Here is a 16,303-nt window from a genome sequence, read left to right on the forward strand (position 1 = left end):
GCCATAGGACACTCAATCATCCATGTCCCGACCGCTTAACAAGCGGCTGATCATTTCCATCGAGAATCCGCGATAACTCAGGAAGCGACCTTGTTTCGCCCGCTCCCGAGCATCGATGGGCAGATGACCGGCAAACTTTCGACGCCAAGTGTCTTCCAACTGCGTCTGCCAACTGATGCCGCTCTCACGTAACGCGAGTTCGATATCAGCACGTTGCAGGCCGCGCTGGCTCAGCTCCTCGCGAATCCGCGCCGGACCATAGCCGGAACGAGCCCGGTAGGACACAAAGCTTTCGAGGTAACGGGCTTCCGAAAGCAGCCCCTCTTCCGTTAGACGGTCGAGGGCTGTTTCGATCATTTCAGGAGGAGCACCGCGCTGACGCAGTTTACGCGTCAACTCAACTCGACCGTGCTCGCGTCGAGCGAGCAGGTCCATTGCAGTGCGCCTTACGGCGACGAGTGTGTCCAGTACAACTGTCATCGTTTGGCTCAGATGTCAGCGTCGGCCATATCGTCAGCGGTTTCTCGGGTTGCAGTCGATTTGACGTCGGCTGTCGGAGTCAGCAGCTTGTCGCGGATCTGCTTCTCAAGGGTCGCAGCCACATCAGGGTTATCCTGCAGGAACTTGGCCGAGTTGGCCTTGCCCTGACCGATCTTGCTGCCGTTGTAGGCATACCAGGCACCGGACTTCTCAACGAAACCGTGCAACACGCCCAGGTCGATCATCTCGCCGTTCAGGTAGATACCCTTGCCGTAGAGAATCTGGAACTCAGCCTGACGGAACGGCGGAGCCACCTTGTTCTTCACGACTTTAACGCGGGTTTCGCTACCCACAACCTCGTCACCTTCTTTCACCGCGCCAGTACGGCGGATGTCCAGACGGACCGAAGCGTAGAACTTCAGCGCGTTACCACCGGTGGTGGTTTCCGGGCTGCCGAACATCACGCCGATCTTCATCCGGATCTGGTTGATGAAGATCACCAAGCAGTTGGCGTTCTTGATGTTACCGGTGATTTTACGCAGGGCCTGGGACATCAGACGGGCTTGCAGGCCAACGTGCATGTCACCCATTTCGCCTTCGATTTCAGCCTTGGGTACCAAGGCCGCCACGGAGTCGATGACAATCACGTCGATGGCGTTGGAACGCACCAGCATGTCGGTGATTTCCAGCGCTTGTTCACCGGTGTCCGGCTGCGATACCAGCAGGTCGTCAACGTTGACGCCCAGCTTGCCAGCGTATTCAGGATCCAGGGCGTGCTCGGCATCGACGAACGCACAGGTGGCGCCCATCTTTTGTGCCTGGGCAATCACCGACAGGGTCAGGGTGGTTTTACCGGAAGATTCTGGACCGTAGATTTCAACGATACGGCCTTTTGGCAGGCCGCCAATGCCGAGCGCGATGTCCAGCCCCAGAGAGCCAGTGGAAATAGCAGGGATCGCCTGACGGTCGTGATCGCCCATACGCATTACGGCACCCTTGCCGAATTGACGTTCGATCTGACCCAGGGCCGCAGCCAAGGCTTTCTTCTTGTTGTCGTCCATTAAAGTCCTCACGTAATCAATAAGGCCTGACGGCCAACACCTGTATAAGTAGACAGTATTGTTCCACAAAGATCCGGGATCGACTACCCCTGTTTTTCTATTTCGAGTGCAGCTCGTCGCAATAGCCCCTCTAACGCGGCCTTTACCGTTTGTCGGCGGACCTCGTCTCGATTACCGGGGAACTGCTGGCGTTCCGCCGTAACCTCATCACCCACACCCCAGGCCAGCCACACCGTGCCCACCGGCTTGTCCGGCGAGCCACCGTCAGGGCCGGCCACACCGCTGACCGCCACGGCAAACCGCGCCAGGCTTTTCTCCTGAGCACCCTTCACCATGGCCTCGACCACCTCCCGGCTGACAGCGCCGACTTTGGGAAACAACACTTCCGGCACATTCAACTGCCGGGTCTTCTGCCGGTTGGAATACGTGACATACCCCGCCTCGAACCAGGCCGAACTCCCGGGAATACGGGTGATTGCTTCAGCGATACCACCACCGGTACACGACTCGGCAGTGGTGACATGGGCATTGAGCACCTGCAAGCGGCGGCCAAGTTCAGCGGCGAGTTGGGTAATTTCCTTCACGGTCGTCTCCAGGAGTGGGCGGGCGTTTGCCTACCCTACAGGAGCCCATCGGTCATGCAAGATACAGACAGGGACAGGATGCTAATGAATGAGGGCACGTATATAAGCCTGACAGGCCCGCAACCGTCATTATGTCAGCACATTCAACGCCTGCTGATACAGCACCCGGCGAGCCGCCGCGCCGTTCGGCGTTCTGCCTTTACTACCGGTATTGATAATGCTGCCGATATTCTGGATATCACTCACGTCAGCCAAGGCGTTGAGCCGGTTGACCGACCAGAACCATGCCGCCGACATGACGGCGTGCCATGGCTGCCCCAACAACTCAGGATGACTGACCAGATCCAACCCCAAGGCATCTCCACACAGACGATAGTTGTGCTTTCCCGTGACCTGAATCAGCCCACGACCGCGATATTTCCAACCGTCGCCAGGGGCGGTATTGCCCATGCGACCGGCATATACGTCGCAGGCAATCAACTCGGCTTTTCCGGCAAGGCCCATGGCCAAGGCGTTCGGTTTGTTACGCACCGTATTGTTCATCACCGTTTTGACGTAGCCGCCCTTACCGTTCGGCTCGGCGTAACGGTTTGGCCAGGTATTGGCCAAACCGTTGGCGCTGTAGTTCAGATTTTCCACCAGACGAGTCAGTTGGCTCGACTCATGACCGATCTGAGCGATGAAAGCCGCACTGCGTAGCCTGGTAATAATCTGATACTCGCCCATTGCCGCGCTAAGGGCTGGAGCAAAAACGCCGGCGATTCGGCCGGCGTTCGGAAGGATGAGCAGCAACTGCTGCTCGGTGATGGACATGGCATTCTCCAGAAATAAATGCGCTCGTGGGTGTTCCACAGCTCAGGGCGCCAGCCCGCTCGCCATGATCGAACTGCGGTAACTTTGCGTCGGGTCAATGGTGTGAATCACGGTGGTGATCGACCAGCGGCCCTGCATGTACAGGGGCCAGGTTTCATCCAGCAGCAACAGGCCTTCAGCGGACAGTTGCGGGTTGCCCGGACAATCGATGGTCAGCTTCAGCCCTTCGCGCCCAACTCGGCGCAATTCACCTTGCGCCACCGCACGGGCTTCGTCTTCGTTCTGGCAACGCTGGCGCAGGATCTTGAACGGTGGATTACCGATCTCGACCTTGCGCTGCTTACCGCCGCCGGCATCCCACCAATTGACACGGCAACCCTGGTATTTGGCCCGGGCGGTGTCGTCGAGCTTGGCGCTGATAAAGGCCTCGTCGCCGGGGCGATTGTCGTGAGTTACCGACAGTCGAACATCGGGCAGTGGCTGGTCGGTGAGCGACTTGACCTGCCCACGCTTGGCCAGCACATACAACTCGTTAACCGGCTTGGTCACCGCGTCGTAGCGGGCGGCGAGCCGGGTGATAAAGCCCATGTCGGTTTCGTTGGACTGGTCGATATGGGTGACCGGTATCGCGTCCAGGTCCGGCGCCACTCGGGGAGAAAAACCGTGGCGGGTGGTCAGTTGCCGAAACAGTGCACCCAAGGTCGTCGGCCCGTAGCTGGCGGATCGGCGCTGCCTGAAGCCGCTTTGATCGGCCACACTGAACGGCGCCGCCGAGGCCACGATGGCCAGGCGCATGGGGAACAGATGCGGGGTTCGCTGGGTGATGATGAACTCACCTTTTTCTACCAGCCCCGACTCCAGGTAACCGACCCGCAAGCCGACTCTTCCGCCGAGGCTGGGCAAGCCGTCGAGGCCCTCGATGTTGATCATCAGCTCCAGCCGGTCGGACTCGATACCGGCGGCGTCGGTGTGTTTCCACTGCATCAACCGTTGATTGAGCAGCGCCGCATTGGCGCCGTAAATCTCAATGGCCGGGGTATATCCCATCGACATGTGGCCTCCTTAATCCCAGGCCGAAATAGCCCGCACGGCAGCAGGCCGAGCGTCCACTTCGGGCACGATCACCCAGACACCGGCCGGTAACACCGGGCCATATTCGGCAAGCCCGGGATTCAAACGCCAGAGGATTTCTTCGGCGGCGTCATCACAACGACCAAGCTCACGGTAGAGCAACAGGTTGACCGAATCACCTGCAATACTTCGTACCCTACGCATTGACGAACTCCTCCAGCACCAGCGTCCAGTTGATCACCATGGCGGTGCCGTCATCGATCACATCCGTTTGGTTTTCCACCACCGAATTGATCCGCCACAAACCCCAATTACGCCCGATACCATCTACCAGCGGCAGGGGCATCCGTGCATCCTGCAGGGCCCGTAACTCGTCCAGACGTTGCATGCCCAAGGCCTGCATCGCACTGCCGGTAAACGTCAGGCTTTGCAGTTTTTGCCCGCCCTGGCGCGACTGGGGTTTGCTGGCAATGATGTCCAGGTTGACCCAGCCACCATCCGACTGGCGCTGCAGCGTCTTGTACGCAAAGCCTCGCGACAGCCCGAAAATGAAGCTGCCCAACACCATTTGCTGTCGCATCACGCCACTCCATCGGTCAATGTCGCGCTGCGTCGAACCGCCAGCGCATCGGTCATCATCGGCATGCATTGGTTCTGCAGGGTTTGAATCACCATCGTGGCAACCTGCTGGGCGCTGTTGGGGTCCAGGCCGCTGATATTGATCACCGGACTGAGGGTGATTTGCCGGTTATCCGCCGGCGTATTGTTGGTGAGCTGTTTGCTGACCTCGTCCGGGGAGCGCAAGCGGTCGACCATGCCTCCCAGTTTGTCGCCGAGCCAGGCACCGGCATCGCTGCCGAAGAATCCGCCCAGCGCGCCACCGACGGCGGTGCCGATTCCCGGAAGGATCAAGGTGCCGAGAGCTGCACCTGCGGAGGCTCCGGCCCAGGCGCCGCCGGCGGTGCCGAGGCCCGCACCGACGGCGCGCAGGTCTCCGTTTTTTGCGCCTTGTACAACGTCAAACGCCGCAGTGGCCAGCCTCATGGGCGATGATCGGCGAATGCCGGCAGAGCCGAGCTTGGCCATCGTTCCTGTCAGGCGGCTGGTGGATATTTTTGTTGCGCGAGCGATGGAGGATTGACTCTGGACAGGCATCATCGACGGAGCAAATCCGACACCCAGAGCGGGTGGCGCTCCACGGATAACGCTCTTACTCGATACCCCAGCAGGCGGCTTGGCTGCGGCGTTACCCAAGGTCAGCCTTTTAGGCTCAAGTGAGCTGCCGACCGATCGGGTAACTGTGCCTTGCGTCTTGCCCGGCTTAGCGGTCCTGACAGTATTGACGGACCGGCTCTGTTTACCTTGTGTACGGGTCTTGGACGGCTTCATAGGTTTGCGCGGGGTTTTCGGCCCATAGGACGGAATGCTGGAAATTTTCGCTTCAGCAGGGCAACAGCAGTCGCCTTTTTTCCCTTCATCCTTCCCTTTCAGCAAGTCACCGAGCCCTTTGGGCAAGCGTGCCGCCACTGCGTCGAGTGCCTTACCTGCGACTCGAGTCTTGGCCTCATCCAGTACAGGTCCGAGAACACCGCTGACAATCGGCCCCAAAGTGGCGCCCACTGACTTAAGGGTTCCGGCGATCTGAGGTGAACTCTCGGCGAACGAGTTTGCACCGTCGGTCATCCAGCTCAGTGCTTTGAACTTCGTGTTTTCCAACAGCGAAGGCGATGTGTCCATGGTGTGGACCAACCGCTCTTTACTGGCCTCGTAGGCTTCACGATTGGCCTGTACCGAATTCTCGGGTGCAGCGGGCTTGCTGGCGTCAGGACTTGGCAATGCAACCTGCCCGGGCGCCGAAGCCTTGGAAACCGTAGTTTCTGCATGACGCTGTAACGTCGAGGCAACATCCATCAACCGCGCATTCAGCGTGAGGCTGGTACCCGAGCTTTCTGTCCAGGACGCTTGATCGTGGCTTTGCCCACGCCCTGATCCTTCAGCCGTAAGAGCCAAAGCGCCAGGGTTGATCACGCTAATGGCGCCAGCCATCACACTCTGGTGGGTGATGGTCTTCAGGTCGCGTTGCTGGTTGACGAGGTTCAACAACAGATTCAGACCGGCGACGATCATTTCCAGCTTCACTACTGGCGAGGCTTCATGTTTATTGCCGGGTTCGTCCGTAGAGCCTGCGACCGCGCTGCCATCCTTCTGCTCTAGCAACGCCAGTTGCGATGACAGCGTGTTGTTGAGCGATACCAGGCTTTCCCGCAGCAGTCCTTGCTCCAGGATAAAACCATTGATCTGCAACCCCGCATTAGCCAAGGCCAGGCTCAAGCCCGACAAGGGCTCCTGGACGGCGTCCAGGGTGGAACGTCCGGCGAAGTGCTCAGGCTGAGAGAGGCGCCCGAGACTCGCATCACCATCATCAAAACCGCCCCGAGCTTCATCGAGCAGGGCGAGCTTGAGCGAATAGTTATCTTGCATCCCGCTCTACTCCTGTTTGACGCCAAGGCGAGTGATCGCGATGTCGTAGCGGCGCAATGCTTTACCGACTTCCCAATCGAGGATTTCCGCTTCATTGACCGAGTAAATGAGCGGCACGACGTCGAGGATTACTTCGATGTCGCGCTCCGAAAGAAGGCCGCCGGTTTGTTTAAAAAATCGTCGATGCGCTCCTGCAGTTCGGTCCAGTCGGGCACGGTCAGGCTGGCCAGGTCGGGGATCATCAAGCCGGTGCAGTGAGAGGTGATGAACTCGGCACGCTCCTTGGCCGTGGTGAGTTTTTTCATCACCTTGGTGGCGCGCAGGGCCGGCATTTCCAGGGTGACCGACGTCAGCGAGCGGCCAGCGGCGTCCAGTGGCAACAGCAGTTGCACCTGTTCGGTGGTCAGCGACTCGGAGGATTCGTTAGCCGCTTCGCCGAGCTCTTCCAGGAAGTACGATGCCGGGCGGGTCGACATGTCATGCACGTATTGGGCGATGCTGACGTAGTCCGGGCGTTTGAGTTGGTCGAGCTCTTTTACCGACAAGCCGGTGGCCAGTTTGGCCAGCTCGAAGAACTGATCGTCCTCGTCGTCACCGGCGCGGGCCAGGGCTTCTTTTTGTGGGGCGTAGAACAGCGGTTTGAGCTGAATCTGCTCGATCGTGGCGCCGGTGTCGGCGGTGATCGGGGACAGCAGGACGTGCAGCGGGGGCATCCAGGCCATGGAACAATTCCTTGGTGAGTAAATATCTGTGGGGGCGGGCTTGTCCGCGGTTGCGGCTGTAGCCGCTGCCGAGGCACGAGGCTGCGATGGACTGCGTAGCGGTCCCAATGGGCGGTCCTGCGGACACGCATCGCAGCCTCGTGCCTCGGCAGCGGCTACAGAGCAGCGACAGCCTTACGGCATCAGCACCGCACGGCGGGCGTCACCCAGAATGTCCACGCCGTTGAGCACGAATTTCTGCGTGCGCACGTCGATGTCGATCACGGTAATACCGTTGTCCATGCGGTTGTAGGTGCGGCAGGACAGTTCCAGGGTGGTGGTGGCCTTGTCGCCCATTTTCAGCTTCGCCTCCTCCAGGGATTTGAGCTTGCCGCCAACGGTGTGGTAGGTGAAGAAGGTCCGACCATCCTGATCCTGGCCCGCTTCGCGAACGTTCAGCAGGATGTCTTCACCCAACTTGACGCCCAGGGCCAGCATGATTTCCGGACCGGCACCTTGCAGGATCAGCTTGGCATTCAACACCTTGCCGCTCTTGGCCATTTCCTCGCCGATAAAACGGCCGCCGGTCATGGGCTCCATGTCGAATTCAATCTTCGGCGGGGTGAACTCCTCCACGGTGGCGGACAGCGGCAGGCCTTGGAGGGTGGCCGCAATGGCCTGTCTGACTCGGTTGGTAAACATTAGAGAACGTCCTCCAGGAATTGCTCGATGATTTCATCGCGGGCGTTGAGTTGATAAACCATGTGTTCGTTCGGCGCGTAGCGGCCGTAGTCGATAACGATGAACCAGGTGCCGTTCTTGTACTTCTCGACGCTGTTCAATTCCGGGTGCAGGTACACGCTGCCGCCGGGGATGGTTTCGTCGGCCACCAGGGTTTGCAGCCAGTCGTTGATGCGCTTGACCTCCTGATCCATGAACGACTTGGTCAGGTTCTTGGCCATGGCTTTCTGGCCGGCCTTGACCAGTTTGCGGCTGATGGCGTCTTCCAGGCCGACGTAGCTGATGAACTTGCCGGTGATGGAACGGTTGCCCAGCAGCGAGAAACCGCCAAGGATAGTGCGGGCGTAGTAGCTCACGCCGTAGCGGTTGAGCAGATCGCCTTCGGTGGAGGTGTCGAGGATGTTGTACTCAACCACGCGGGAAACGTCTTCGGCGAAGGTCACCTGGTTACCCGGGCTTTCCCACTGCTTGACCTTGGCCAGTGCAGCGATGGCCAGGGACGATGGCGCCAGGAACACATTCTTCTTCGCAGCCTTGGAGTATACCGACGGCATGTTGTGCACCAGCAGGCAACGGTCGAAGCCCAGATCGGCACCGCCCAGTTCGCCGCTGTAGGTCACTTGATCAGCAACCGATGCGTCCTTGCCATCCAACACCACACGGGCCTTGATGCGCTTGCCGAAGGAAGCGAATTCGCCCGCCACGGCCTTGGTGCCGGTGAAGCCTGGGGCGCCGATGATAGTCAGGTCTTCCGGGACGCTGCTCAAGGCAGCGAGGCCCAGTTTGCGGCCGGTCACAGGCTCGTTGCCGCCGATGACATTGTTCAACGTGTCGGCCGGAGTCGTGCCCTCCTCGACGATCACCACGTAGACCGGCACCTTGACCACTTTGAGGATCTGGTACACCGCGTGATACAGCGTGCCGGCTTCAGCACCGGTAGGGTCCAGCAGTGCCTGAGCGGTGAAGCTGTTGATGCGGAACGGGGCGTTTTTCGGGATCGACAAATGCGCATTGGGCGCGGTGCCGACCAGACCGATCACGTTGTCGCCCAGGCCACCCATGGCCTCGGGGGATTCGGTGGCATTGACGGTGATACCGTTATGCTCGAAGTTCAAAACCTCAGCCATGATTATTCAGCCTTCTTGGTGGCGGCCTTCTTGGCCTTGGTGGTGTCCAGGACGCTGGTCAGTTCCAGGCGGCCGGCGGTGCGTAGAGCGGATGCTTCGACGTCCAGCAGGTCCAGTTCCTGGCCGACGGTGGACCAGTGGCCACCTCCAGTGGGGAATGGGACGAGGACGGTGTAGGTTTGGCGGTTTGCCATGGATGAAATTCTCCAAGTTCAAAGCAAAGCCCTTTTACGAGGCTTTCTGAGGACGAAAAAAAACCGCTTTCGCGGTGTCGGTAGTTACATGGCATCACTCGCCGGACAACGGGTAACGAGCCTTAATTTCCTCGACCTTCGCGCGCCATGCTTTTTCTTTGATTTCGGTCTGGTCATATTGCCACTCCATATAAAGCGGATCAGAGTCAGTTCGATAAGCCAAACGTCTATTAAAGTCTACGTCGGCGGCTTCTTGTGTCTTTAAAGCAGCGTCAATGTCGGACCGTAAAAAACCCATATCAGACAATTGCTGAGCGGTAACATTATAAATTGTCTGACCGCCATATTTAAATTCCTTGATCATTGCTGACTCCCATCCGCCACAACATTACTAATATTACTAAGGAAGTTAGACAAACTTCCGCGCGAGTCACGCACTACGCCTTTAACCAAATGTGCCCAAGTCTTATTCCCCGTTATCGTAGAGGCAACCGTTGAAAGAACCATCGTGCCACCAGTCAGGTCCGCAAAAGAACTAGAGACACCGGTATCAATCGTCGTCATATTAATGTCGACTCGATAATTTGCCGTGTACCCGGAGTAAAAAATATTTCCGATTCCCAGTTTTAATTTCGAGCCCGAAAATGAAACCGAACCCTGCACAGTCGACTCTAAACCGTGGCCTCGATAGAAAAGCGAAGAACCAAAGTAAAACCAACCTGAGGTTCCCGGTTTCAAGACGGTCGGCATAACAACATCTACCGCTCGATAGTAAACAGAACCACCCTCAAGGGAGAGAAAATGCAGGTTTGAGGTCCCTGGCGAGTATTCGCCAACTCGGGGGGTAAAAATTGGATTATCCCCACTTCCCCACCGAGCAAAAACCACCTTGTTTGATACCGCCCGATAACACATCAGTTCATTTGGGCCAGAAAACTCATGAGCCTGAGAGGCTTTCAAATTTATCATTACATAGGGTGTTGTTCCCGTCCTAGACATAGCCTCGCCAATTGTCTTCAATGGTGCCGTGGCCGTACCGAGTGCCAAATCGCTACCATCCACAGCATCGACAAATAACTCCTTCGACATATTCGGGATTGTACGAACCGCCGCCAATACCGAGTTATCAATTTCGGTAATTTTATTATTTACCGCCGCGGTCAAGCCATTCGCGGCACTTACAAGGGCTGCAATTTGCTGTTCTGTACTCAAGATTAGTCTTCCTTATTTCGTGTTGATCTTTTTTCGCACCAGCATTAAATGCTGCCACAAGACATTGATAGTTATCAGCTACTACATCCCCAGCACTACAACACTGCCTGCACAGTCAAAATAACTTGGAGCGTTGCCACCGAGTAGACTTGAGCCAGCTGCCTTTTCTATATTAAAAAAGAACCGACTACTTACTGCGACCATCGTGTACGTCGTTGCCTTTGCTGCAAGCACAGTCAACTTCGTCCGAAAGAAGTTTAGGGCGTGTCTGATCATCGCTGCACTTTTCGAAAACTGATCAGGCGAATCCAACGCGATTTTCGTCAGAGCCTTAAACCCCGTATTCATCTAGCTCCAGCCTTAGCCTCTAACGCCATCACCCGGAACAAAATATTAAGACCCCGAGTCATATTGTCGATGTTTGCAGCGGACATAGCGGCCAACTCTTCAGTCAACAAGACATTAAGATTTTCAGAGCCGACCACCACCGTCACGCTATCCGCCGGCAACGGCGAAATATCCAACGTAAACTTCTGCAGTACCCGCGCCGCCGCTGCCTTGTACGTCAACAACTTCCCGGCCACCGAATACACGGCCAACAGCGTCCCACTGGCGAGGTAAAAGCCGAACTCGCCAATCTCATATTCGCCCTCGCCATCAAACAACGCGGCCATCCTGAGTTGGCGGTCGCCCAGGTCCTCGTAATCCACAATTGCCACCCGCTGGCGTTCATCCCGCAGGGCGGTTTCAGTACCGTCTGGGTCATAGCGACCCGTACCGGCGCCGATGTGGGTGATCTCGCCTTTCAAACCCTGGTTCTTTGCCTGCAGCACTTCATCCAATCCCTTGGAGGTGAAGCGCACTAGGCGCGTAATGTCTTCTGTCATGGCTGCGCCCTGAGGTCGTAGTCGTTGATGGTGTAGTGCCGGGCAACCCCGACACTGTTAAGCCGGGCAGCCAGCCCGAGTTCGGGCAGTGCGCCCCACAGAAACAGCTCGCCGTCACTCAACGGGGTATGGGCCGCACTGGTTAATGAAAATCCGCCGCGCAGTTTCACTTCAGGCAACACGCCCGGGTGGCTGTCGTCACTGATGCTTAGCCCTGGGTCAGCTGCCGCCGCAACGCGCAAACCACCCCGGGTCTGGTGAACGATGGTGATCGTCGCCTGATCCCGTTCGCTCTTGGCCGCGTTGATGCGGCGGATCAAACGGTTGTGGTCGCCGCTGGACCAACTGCGGCCGATGATCGCCTGCACGTCGAAGGTGTAAGGCAAACCCAAGGGGCGTTGTTGGTACCAGGCGCTGATATTGGGAGTGAACCCCAGCGACTCGACGGCGTAGCTCAATGCTTTGGGGGTACCTGCCTGGCGCTGGATCTGCCAGGACAGGGCAACCGTCAAGCGCTTTTCCGACTCGCTGGCGGCAGCATCCCATTCGCTGACACCACGGTCGGCAGCGAGGTACGGCAAGAATTCCACCGGTGTCTCGAGCGGATTCATCAACGCAGGAAATGGCGGCGTGACCCGATCGAGCAACTGGCCCAAGCCTTGGTCCAGCGCTTTCTCCAACGGTGAACTGTTGGCGGGCAACAAGCTTGGTTTGGGCTCACTCATAGCGTGCGCACCTCCACCTCGACGCCCGTGCAATACGGGGCCTGGAATGCCGTGGTGACGATCGGCTCCAGCGGTTCAAGTATCTGCAACTGGGCGGCACCCGCCGTATGGATGGTGTAGTCAATCCAACTCGGATCCACTCGCCCTTCCAGCCGATGGCAGGACTCGGCATAGGCTTGCAGCAATTGCTGCGCCGCTACCTGCGTCAGCCCTGAATCCGGCCCCGCATTGATCTTCGCCACCACCCGGATTTTGTAGCGCAAGATCTGCGCACCCTGCACCGTGACCAGATCGGTTTCCGGCCGCACATCAGGCCGGGTGAAATGTTGACGAACGCCGTCGAGCAAGTCAGCCGATGGTGTGCCGTCCCCTTCTCGGGACAAGACGGTGACCATCACCTCGCCGGGGGCGGTTCGACGGCCATTGCCATCTTTGACCTGGGCGGCATACCCGTCCGGGTCGAAGGTGTAGGTGACCGTCACCACGCCCGGCGCCGCGCTTTGCACTTTCACCGCAGGTCGCTCACCCAGGGTGAAGACCTCGCGGCGGTACTGCATCCGCGAGCCCGCTGCCGGAGCATGAGGCGCCAGGTAGTAGCGCAACCGAGCATCGTCGTCGCTTTCCAGGGTCGGCGGGACCGGCGGGAAGGCCGCCGGGTCGCCGGGGTCCAGCACTTGGCGTTCCAGGCCCATATCGGCAAGGCGTGCGTCAAGGTTGCTGCCGTTGGCCCACCACGCCAGCATCTGCTTGATGCGGGTGTTGTACTTGCGTTCGTGGGTTTGCAAGCGTACGCAAAAAGCTTCCAGCGCCAGGGTCAGCAACTCGCTTTCGTTTTCCAGGCTGACCTTCAGCTTTGCCGCACTTTGCGGCGAGCGGTCGGCAACGTAACTGACCACGAATGCCTTGAATTCAGCCAGCAACGGTTCGAACTCGTCGACGGCAATGATCGCCGGCTCGGCCAGTTGGTTCTGGCCAGGTATCAGCATGCTCATGTCACTACCTCGAAGGATTGTTTGCGGTTTTTCCAGGTGCCAGCGAAGCGCAACAACAGCCCGGCGCCCTGACGGCTGGCGACGATCACCTGCGGTTCAAAATCGGCGATGCCGTTCTGCGGGTTGTAGAACGCTTGGGCGGCGTGGCTTTGGGCAAGAATCAACAGGTCATCCCCCAGGTTCTGCCCCAACAGTTGCGGGATCATCGAACCGTACAGTGGACGCTTTTGCCGGGTGCCCAGAGGGGTGGTCAGTGCCCGGGTGGCGCGCTGCACGAATTGCAGCCAGTCATCCACCGTGGCGCCGGTATTTCGATCGATTCCGATCATGGGAAGTCCTTATCTGGGGCTGATGACCCGGCCCAGGTGATCCACCACCGGGCCACTGAAGTGAACACCGCCGGCATCCAGCAACATGCCAACCGCGCCGACTTTCAGTTCGAGGCTCTGGGCAGTCATGGCCAGACTGGTTGCGCCGATGCTCACGTCGACCCGGTCGCGGGAGCCCTTGAAGACCGTCGGCCCATTGCTCCAGTTGAAGACATGGCTGGCATCGTCGTAGTCGCTTTGCGTGCCGTCCTGATGACGGCGGCGGGTCAACGTGGCGACCGTCGAGACCGGCGGAAAGCGGTCGCTGTGCAGGCCAAACAAGGCCACTGACTGCGCCCCGCCCTCGCCGCCGCCATAGTTGAGCAACAGACATTGCTCGCCCACCGAGGGAATACGTGTCTCGGTCTGCGCACCCGCACTGGGATTGAAAAAGCGAATGGATGGGGTAAGCAGTTCGCCGTGACTGACCTTGCAGGTGTTGCTGGCGGCATCCACCTCCTGGCACACGCCGATCCGGCAGAAGCTTTCGGCACGCCGGTAGAGGTCTTCGAACTGGGTTTCCATTTCCGCCAGACGCTCGACAATCGGCGCCAATTGCATGCGTAACAGCGCGTCAAACATGGGCTACCCCGGCAGTGCCTGATATTGATCGGGGTCATCGATGTTCGAGACTTCCCACGTGCAGGCAAACACAGGCTTGCCTAGAGGGTCGTCGAGCAACGGCTGACCGAGATAAAGGGTTTGGGTGAAGGAGACGGTCCAGGTGTCGTAGTCGGGTTGTGTGCCGAGCAGTGTTGGCACCGCAACGATGCTCGCTGGCAAATCGCACTGCGCGGACGGCAGGCCCCAACGGTTGTCGAGCACCAGATCCATCAGTTGGCTGGCCAGATCACAGGCATCAAACGGCAATGATCCGCGAGCAACCATGGCCTTGAGCGAGATCGCCATGACATGGGCTTTGCGCCCTTCAAGGGAGCGGACCCCGGGGCCATTGCCTTCGACCGTGATCAATACGCCGGTCTTATCCTCTGCTCCCTGGAAGTCCTGGTTGCTGCCTATCCGCAAATCGGGAAAGGCACGGTGCAGCGCTTCTCCGATGGCCATCGGCAACTGGGAAGGTTTTTCGATAAGCATCATTTAAGTAGCTTCCTTGCAACGGTCACGGCTGGTTGGGCGGTGGGCCTTCGTTGACCCCGATCCGCTTGGCCGCCCAGCGTTCATACAAGCCGATGGCCACGTCGGCACCGGCCATGGCGGTCAGGCAGCCAATGGCGCCGGCGGTCCAGATCGACATGCCGGCGGCATAACACAGCATCAATGCCGAGACTCCGCAGACCATGCACGCCCCGGAGCGTAGGGCCAGACGGCGAACCAGCGACCATCCACGGGCGCCCTCCTTGTCGGCGCGCCACATTTCTCCGGAAACCCCGCCGATCACCGCTAATACGATGACCAGCCAGATAGGCATTTCCGCTAACGCTTGCTGCTCGTTTGTCATGTCAGGCCTCCTGGAATGAGTGATACCGGCCTGGCGCCGGTGCGTTGATTAATCCGTATGAGTTTCAAATCCATTGCGTCTCAAAGGGCGCCTTCTTCAGGTAGGCATTCCAAAAAGCCCGGTTGCCCGGGCTTTTCAGTAATGCGGTCCTTGACCTTTCGGCGCTACTGGCGCGGTACAGGTCCATTTAAATTGTTAGTTCCGACCACGATCCCTGTCTGCCGGATAACTGCTTCTGGTGCTTTACGCTGCACACCCGGGTCAGTTGCCAACCCTCTGAACCGTTAAGGCCGGTTCATCGCTGCCTGTTGTTGGTAAAACGGTGGAACTAAAGAGCGTCGGCATCCTTGCCGGTATTGCCTGGCATCCGTGCCACCTTGGGTGGCGTCCTTGCCAATGTTGCGTGCCGTCCTTGTCTTCCCTGGCAGCATCCTTGCCGCCTCCACCAGACCTTATTGGCTGGCTTGAGATGAAGAATATGCATGTATGCATATACAGTCAATGCACAAATGCATTTATTTTTGCGAAATAAATGCATAGCCGCATAAAGGCCTTGCAGGTAAAGGGTTTGCCGGGTTTGCACAGGCGAAAAAAAACCCGCTCGATGGCGGGCTTTGTCTTACAGAGGAAGGTTAACGGGCGTACATGCCCCACCAGAAAACGTGACCGAGGATGCTGATTTGCTCTTCCTGGATTTCCTGGAAACTGTAGTCCTCGTCCGGATGTTCATCGCGATTGAAGCTGCGCAGGCGAATCCCCGAAGGCAGGCGATAGAGCTGCTTGACCCGCAACTGGCCGTTGTGATTGATGGCGTACAAATCACCGTCGACGATGTCGCCAATCCCGCATTTTCCGGCATTGACCCCCACCGTCGCGCCGTCGCGCAGCACCGGCAACATACTGTTGCCACGTACGGTCACGCATTTGGCCTGGTCAAACTGCACGCCGTTATGCCGCAGGCTGCGCTTGCCGAAACGCAGGCTGGCCTTCTCGCTTTCCTCGATGACGAATCTTCCTGATCCAGCAGCCAATTCAACCTCGCGCAGAAAGGGGATCGACACCTCGTCATCGTTGACGGGGGTATCGTCGTCCCACAGGCTTATGTCCTTGAGTTCCGAATGCATCGGGTCGCGCTCGTCTTCCCGCGACGCTACCAATGCCGCGCGCCCGCGCAGTTGATCAGTGCTGACGCGAAAGTAGTCGGCGATGCGTGAGATGTGTTTGTCCGACGGATCAACGATCTTGCCGCTGAGAATCCGGGACAGTGTGGATTGAGGCACGCCGGTACGCCGGTGAAGCTCCGTGGGGGAGATCCGGTCGCGATCCAGCAGCTCTCTTAAGACGATAGAAACGTTGCGTTTTTGCATAACGCGGATATTGAAGGCAGTTTTCGCGGATGGCAAATGC

General features: G+C 58.4%; 22 protein-coding genes. All 22 read right to left on the reverse strand.

The genetic code is table 11. The annotated features are described in order from the left end of the window. Window positions 1–12: 12 nt before the first annotated feature. Window positions 13–480 (reverse strand): recombination regulator RecX, encoded by a 468-nt coding sequence (recX, locus tag HKK55_RS19125; RefSeq protein WP_169356103.1) that lies wholly within the window; start codon window positions 478–480, stop codon window positions 13–15. 8 nt (window positions 481–488) lie between these two features. Then, window positions 489–1,541: a recombinase RecA gene (gene recA, locus HKK55_RS19130; protein ID WP_169356104.1), complete on the reverse strand. Its 1,053-nt coding sequence runs from the start codon at window positions 1,539–1,541 to the stop codon at window positions 489–491. Between the two features lie 83 nt (window positions 1,542–1,624). After that, on the reverse strand, window positions 1,625–2,125 hold the full coding sequence (locus tag HKK55_RS19135; RefSeq protein ID WP_169356105.1) for a CinA family protein: 501 nt from the start codon (window positions 2,123–2,125) through the stop codon (window positions 1,625–1,627). Between the two features lie 129 nt (window positions 2,126–2,254). Then, window positions 2,255–2,938, reverse strand: a complete 684-nt coding sequence (locus tag HKK55_RS19140) for a glycoside hydrolase family 19 protein (protein ID WP_169356106.1) — start codon at window positions 2,936–2,938, stop codon at window positions 2,255–2,257. A 42-nt stretch (window positions 2,939–2,980) separates the two neighbouring features. After that, window positions 2,981–3,991, reverse strand: a complete 1,011-nt coding sequence (locus HKK55_RS19145; RefSeq protein ID WP_169356107.1) for a contractile injection system protein, VgrG/Pvc8 family — start codon at window positions 3,989–3,991, stop codon at window positions 2,981–2,983. A 9-nt stretch (window positions 3,992–4,000) separates the two neighbouring features. After that, entirely contained in the window at window positions 4,001–4,213 is a 213-nt protein-coding gene (locus HKK55_RS19150) for a tail protein X (protein WP_169356108.1), read from the reverse strand. After that, on the reverse strand, window positions 4,206–4,589 hold the full coding sequence (locus HKK55_RS19155) for a phage tail protein (protein WP_169356109.1): 384 nt from the start codon (window positions 4,587–4,589) through the stop codon (window positions 4,206–4,208). The genes HKK55_RS19150 and HKK55_RS19155 overlap by 8 nt, the downstream gene beginning before the upstream one ends. Beyond that, on the reverse strand, window positions 4,589–6,490 hold the full coding sequence (locus tag HKK55_RS29315) for a hypothetical protein (protein WP_237151270.1): 1,902 nt from the start codon (window positions 6,488–6,490) through the stop codon (window positions 4,589–4,591). The genes HKK55_RS19155 and HKK55_RS29315 overlap by 1 nt, the downstream gene beginning before the upstream one ends. 128 nt (window positions 6,491–6,618) lie before the next feature. Further along, the gene (locus HKK55_RS19165) at window positions 6,619–7,212 is read right to left on the reverse strand and encodes a phage tail assembly protein (RefSeq protein ID WP_169356110.1); all 594 of its coding nucleotides are present in this window, start codon (window positions 7,210–7,212) and stop codon (window positions 6,619–6,621) included. Window positions 7,213–7,386: 174 nt separating this feature from the next. After that, complete coding sequence (locus HKK55_RS19170; protein ID WP_169356111.1) at window positions 7,387–7,893, reverse strand: phage major tail tube protein; 507 nt, start codon at window positions 7,891–7,893, stop codon at window positions 7,387–7,389. Next, window positions 7,893–9,059 carry a phage tail protein gene (locus HKK55_RS19175; protein WP_155581283.1) on the reverse strand — a complete coding sequence of 389 codons (1,167 nt, stop codon included), beginning with the start codon at window positions 9,057–9,059 and terminating at the stop codon, window positions 7,893–7,895. The genes HKK55_RS19170 and HKK55_RS19175 overlap by 1 nt, the downstream gene beginning before the upstream one ends. Before the next feature lie 2 nt (window positions 9,060–9,061). Continuing rightward, window positions 9,062–9,253 carry a hypothetical protein gene (locus HKK55_RS19180; protein ID WP_169356112.1) on the reverse strand — a complete coding sequence of 64 codons (192 nt, stop codon included), beginning with the start codon at window positions 9,251–9,253 and terminating at the stop codon, window positions 9,062–9,064. A gap of 94 nt (window positions 9,254–9,347) precedes the next feature. Then, entirely contained in the window at window positions 9,348–9,617 is a 270-nt protein-coding gene (locus tag HKK55_RS19185; protein ID WP_169356113.1) for a hypothetical protein, read from the reverse strand. Then, window positions 9,614–10,465 carry a hypothetical protein gene (locus HKK55_RS19190; protein WP_169352807.1) on the reverse strand — a complete coding sequence of 284 codons (852 nt, stop codon included), beginning with the start codon at window positions 10,463–10,465 and terminating at the stop codon, window positions 9,614–9,616. Before HKK55_RS19190 ends, HKK55_RS19185 begins: the two co-directional genes overlap by 4 nt. A 344-nt stretch (window positions 10,466–10,809) precedes the next feature. Further along, window positions 10,810–11,352: a phage tail protein gene (locus tag HKK55_RS19195; protein WP_169356114.1), complete on the reverse strand. Its 543-nt coding sequence runs from the start codon at window positions 11,350–11,352 to the stop codon at window positions 10,810–10,812. Beyond that, a complete protein-coding gene (locus tag HKK55_RS19200; RefSeq protein ID WP_169356115.1) occupies window positions 11,349–12,077 on the reverse strand; it encodes a phage tail protein I in 729 nt (242 codons plus the stop codon). Before HKK55_RS19200 ends, HKK55_RS19195 begins: the two co-directional genes overlap by 4 nt. Further along, window positions 12,074–13,069 carry a baseplate J/gp47 family protein gene (locus HKK55_RS19205; RefSeq protein ID WP_169356116.1) on the reverse strand — a complete coding sequence of 332 codons (996 nt, stop codon included), beginning with the start codon at window positions 13,067–13,069 and terminating at the stop codon, window positions 12,074–12,076. The genes HKK55_RS19200 and HKK55_RS19205 overlap by 4 nt, the downstream gene beginning before the upstream one ends. Continuing rightward, window positions 13,066–13,398, reverse strand: coding sequence for a phage baseplate protein (locus HKK55_RS19210; RefSeq protein WP_155581276.1), 333 nt, complete (start codon window positions 13,396–13,398; stop codon window positions 13,066–13,068). The genes HKK55_RS19205 and HKK55_RS19210 overlap by 4 nt, the downstream gene beginning before the upstream one ends. 9 nt (window positions 13,399–13,407) lie before the next feature. After that, entirely contained in the window at window positions 13,408–14,019 is a 612-nt protein-coding gene (locus HKK55_RS19215) for a phage baseplate assembly protein V (protein WP_169356117.1), read from the reverse strand. A 3-nt stretch (window positions 14,020–14,022) separates the two neighbouring features. Then, a complete protein-coding gene (locus HKK55_RS19220) occupies window positions 14,023–14,535 on the reverse strand; it encodes a hypothetical protein (protein ID WP_169356118.1) in 513 nt (170 codons plus the stop codon). 22 nt (window positions 14,536–14,557) lie between these two features. Next, window positions 14,558–14,896: a phage holin family protein gene (locus HKK55_RS19225; RefSeq protein WP_169356119.1), complete on the reverse strand. Its 339-nt coding sequence runs from the start codon at window positions 14,894–14,896 to the stop codon at window positions 14,558–14,560. Between the two features lie 632 nt (window positions 14,897–15,528). After that, entirely contained in the window at window positions 15,529–16,263 is a 735-nt protein-coding gene (locus HKK55_RS19230; protein WP_155581272.1) for an XRE family transcriptional regulator, read from the reverse strand. Window positions 16,264–16,303 lie beyond the last annotated feature (40 nt).

The organism is Pseudomonas sp. ADAK18, from assembly GCF_012935695.1.
In the GTDB taxonomy this organism is placed as follows: Bacteria; Pseudomonadota; Gammaproteobacteria; order Pseudomonadales; family Pseudomonadaceae; genus Aquipseudomonas.

Coding starts and splice junctions, on each gene's coding strand:
- recX (WP_169356103.1), bottom strand. CDS start 480: ATGACAGTTGTACTGGACACACTCGTCGCCGTAAGGCGCACTGCAATG.
- recA (WP_169356104.1), bottom strand. CDS start 1,541: ATGGACGACAACAAGAAGAAAGCCTTGGCTGCGGCCCTGGGTCAGATC.
- HKK55_RS19140 (WP_169356106.1), bottom strand. CDS start 2,938: ATGTCCATCACCGAGCAGCAGTTGCTGCTCATCCTTCCGAACGCCGGC.
- HKK55_RS19145 (WP_169356107.1), bottom strand. CDS start 3,991: ATGTCGATGGGATATACCCCGGCCATTGAGATTTACGGCGCCAATGCG.
- HKK55_RS19150 (WP_169356108.1), bottom strand. CDS start 4,213: ATGCGTAGGGTACGAAGTATTGCAGGTGATTCGGTCAACCTGTTGCTC.
- HKK55_RS19155 (WP_169356109.1), bottom strand. CDS start 4,589: ATGCGACAGCAAATGGTGTTGGGCAGCTTCATTTTCGGGCTGTCGCGA.
- HKK55_RS29315 (WP_237151270.1), bottom strand. CDS start 6,490: ATGCAAGATAACTATTCGCTCAAGCTCGCCCTGCTCGATGAAGCTCGG.
- HKK55_RS19165 (WP_169356110.1), bottom strand. CDS start 7,212: ATGGCCTGGATGCCCCCGCTGCACGTCCTGCTGTCCCCGATCACCGCC.
- HKK55_RS19170 (WP_169356111.1), bottom strand. CDS start 7,893: ATGTTTACCAACCGAGTCAGACAGGCCATTGCGGCCACCCTCCAAGGC.
- HKK55_RS19175 (WP_155581283.1), bottom strand. CDS start 9,059: ATGGCTGAGGTTTTGAACTTCGAGCATAACGGTATCACCGTCAATGCC.
- HKK55_RS19180 (WP_169356112.1), bottom strand. CDS start 9,253: ATGGCAAACCGCCAAACCTACACCGTCCTCGTCCCATTCCCCACTGGA.
- HKK55_RS19185 (WP_169356113.1), bottom strand. CDS start 9,617: ATGATCAAGGAATTTAAATATGGCGGTCAGACAATTTATAATGTTACC.
- HKK55_RS19195 (WP_169356114.1), bottom strand. CDS start 11,352: ATGACAGAAGACATTACGCGCCTAGTGCGCTTCACCTCCAAGGGATTG.
- HKK55_RS19200 (WP_169356115.1), bottom strand. CDS start 12,077: ATGAGTGAGCCCAAACCAAGCTTGTTGCCCGCCAACAGTTCACCGTTG.
- HKK55_RS19205 (WP_169356116.1), bottom strand. CDS start 13,069: ATGAGCATGCTGATACCTGGCCAGAACCAACTGGCCGAGCCGGCGATC.
- HKK55_RS19210 (WP_155581276.1), bottom strand. CDS start 13,398: ATGATCGGAATCGATCGAAATACCGGCGCCACGGTGGATGACTGGCTG.
- HKK55_RS19215 (WP_169356117.1), bottom strand. CDS start 14,019: ATGTTTGACGCGCTGTTACGCATGCAATTGGCGCCGATTGTCGAGCGT.
- HKK55_RS19220 (WP_169356118.1), bottom strand. CDS start 14,535: ATGATGCTTATCGAAAAACCTTCCCAGTTGCCGATGGCCATCGGAGAA.
- HKK55_RS19225 (WP_169356119.1), bottom strand. CDS start 14,896: ATGACAAACGAGCAGCAAGCGTTAGCGGAAATGCCTATCTGGCTGGTC.
- HKK55_RS19230 (WP_155581272.1), bottom strand. CDS start 16,263: ATGCAAAAACGCAACGTTTCTATCGTCTTAAGAGAGCTGCTGGATCGC.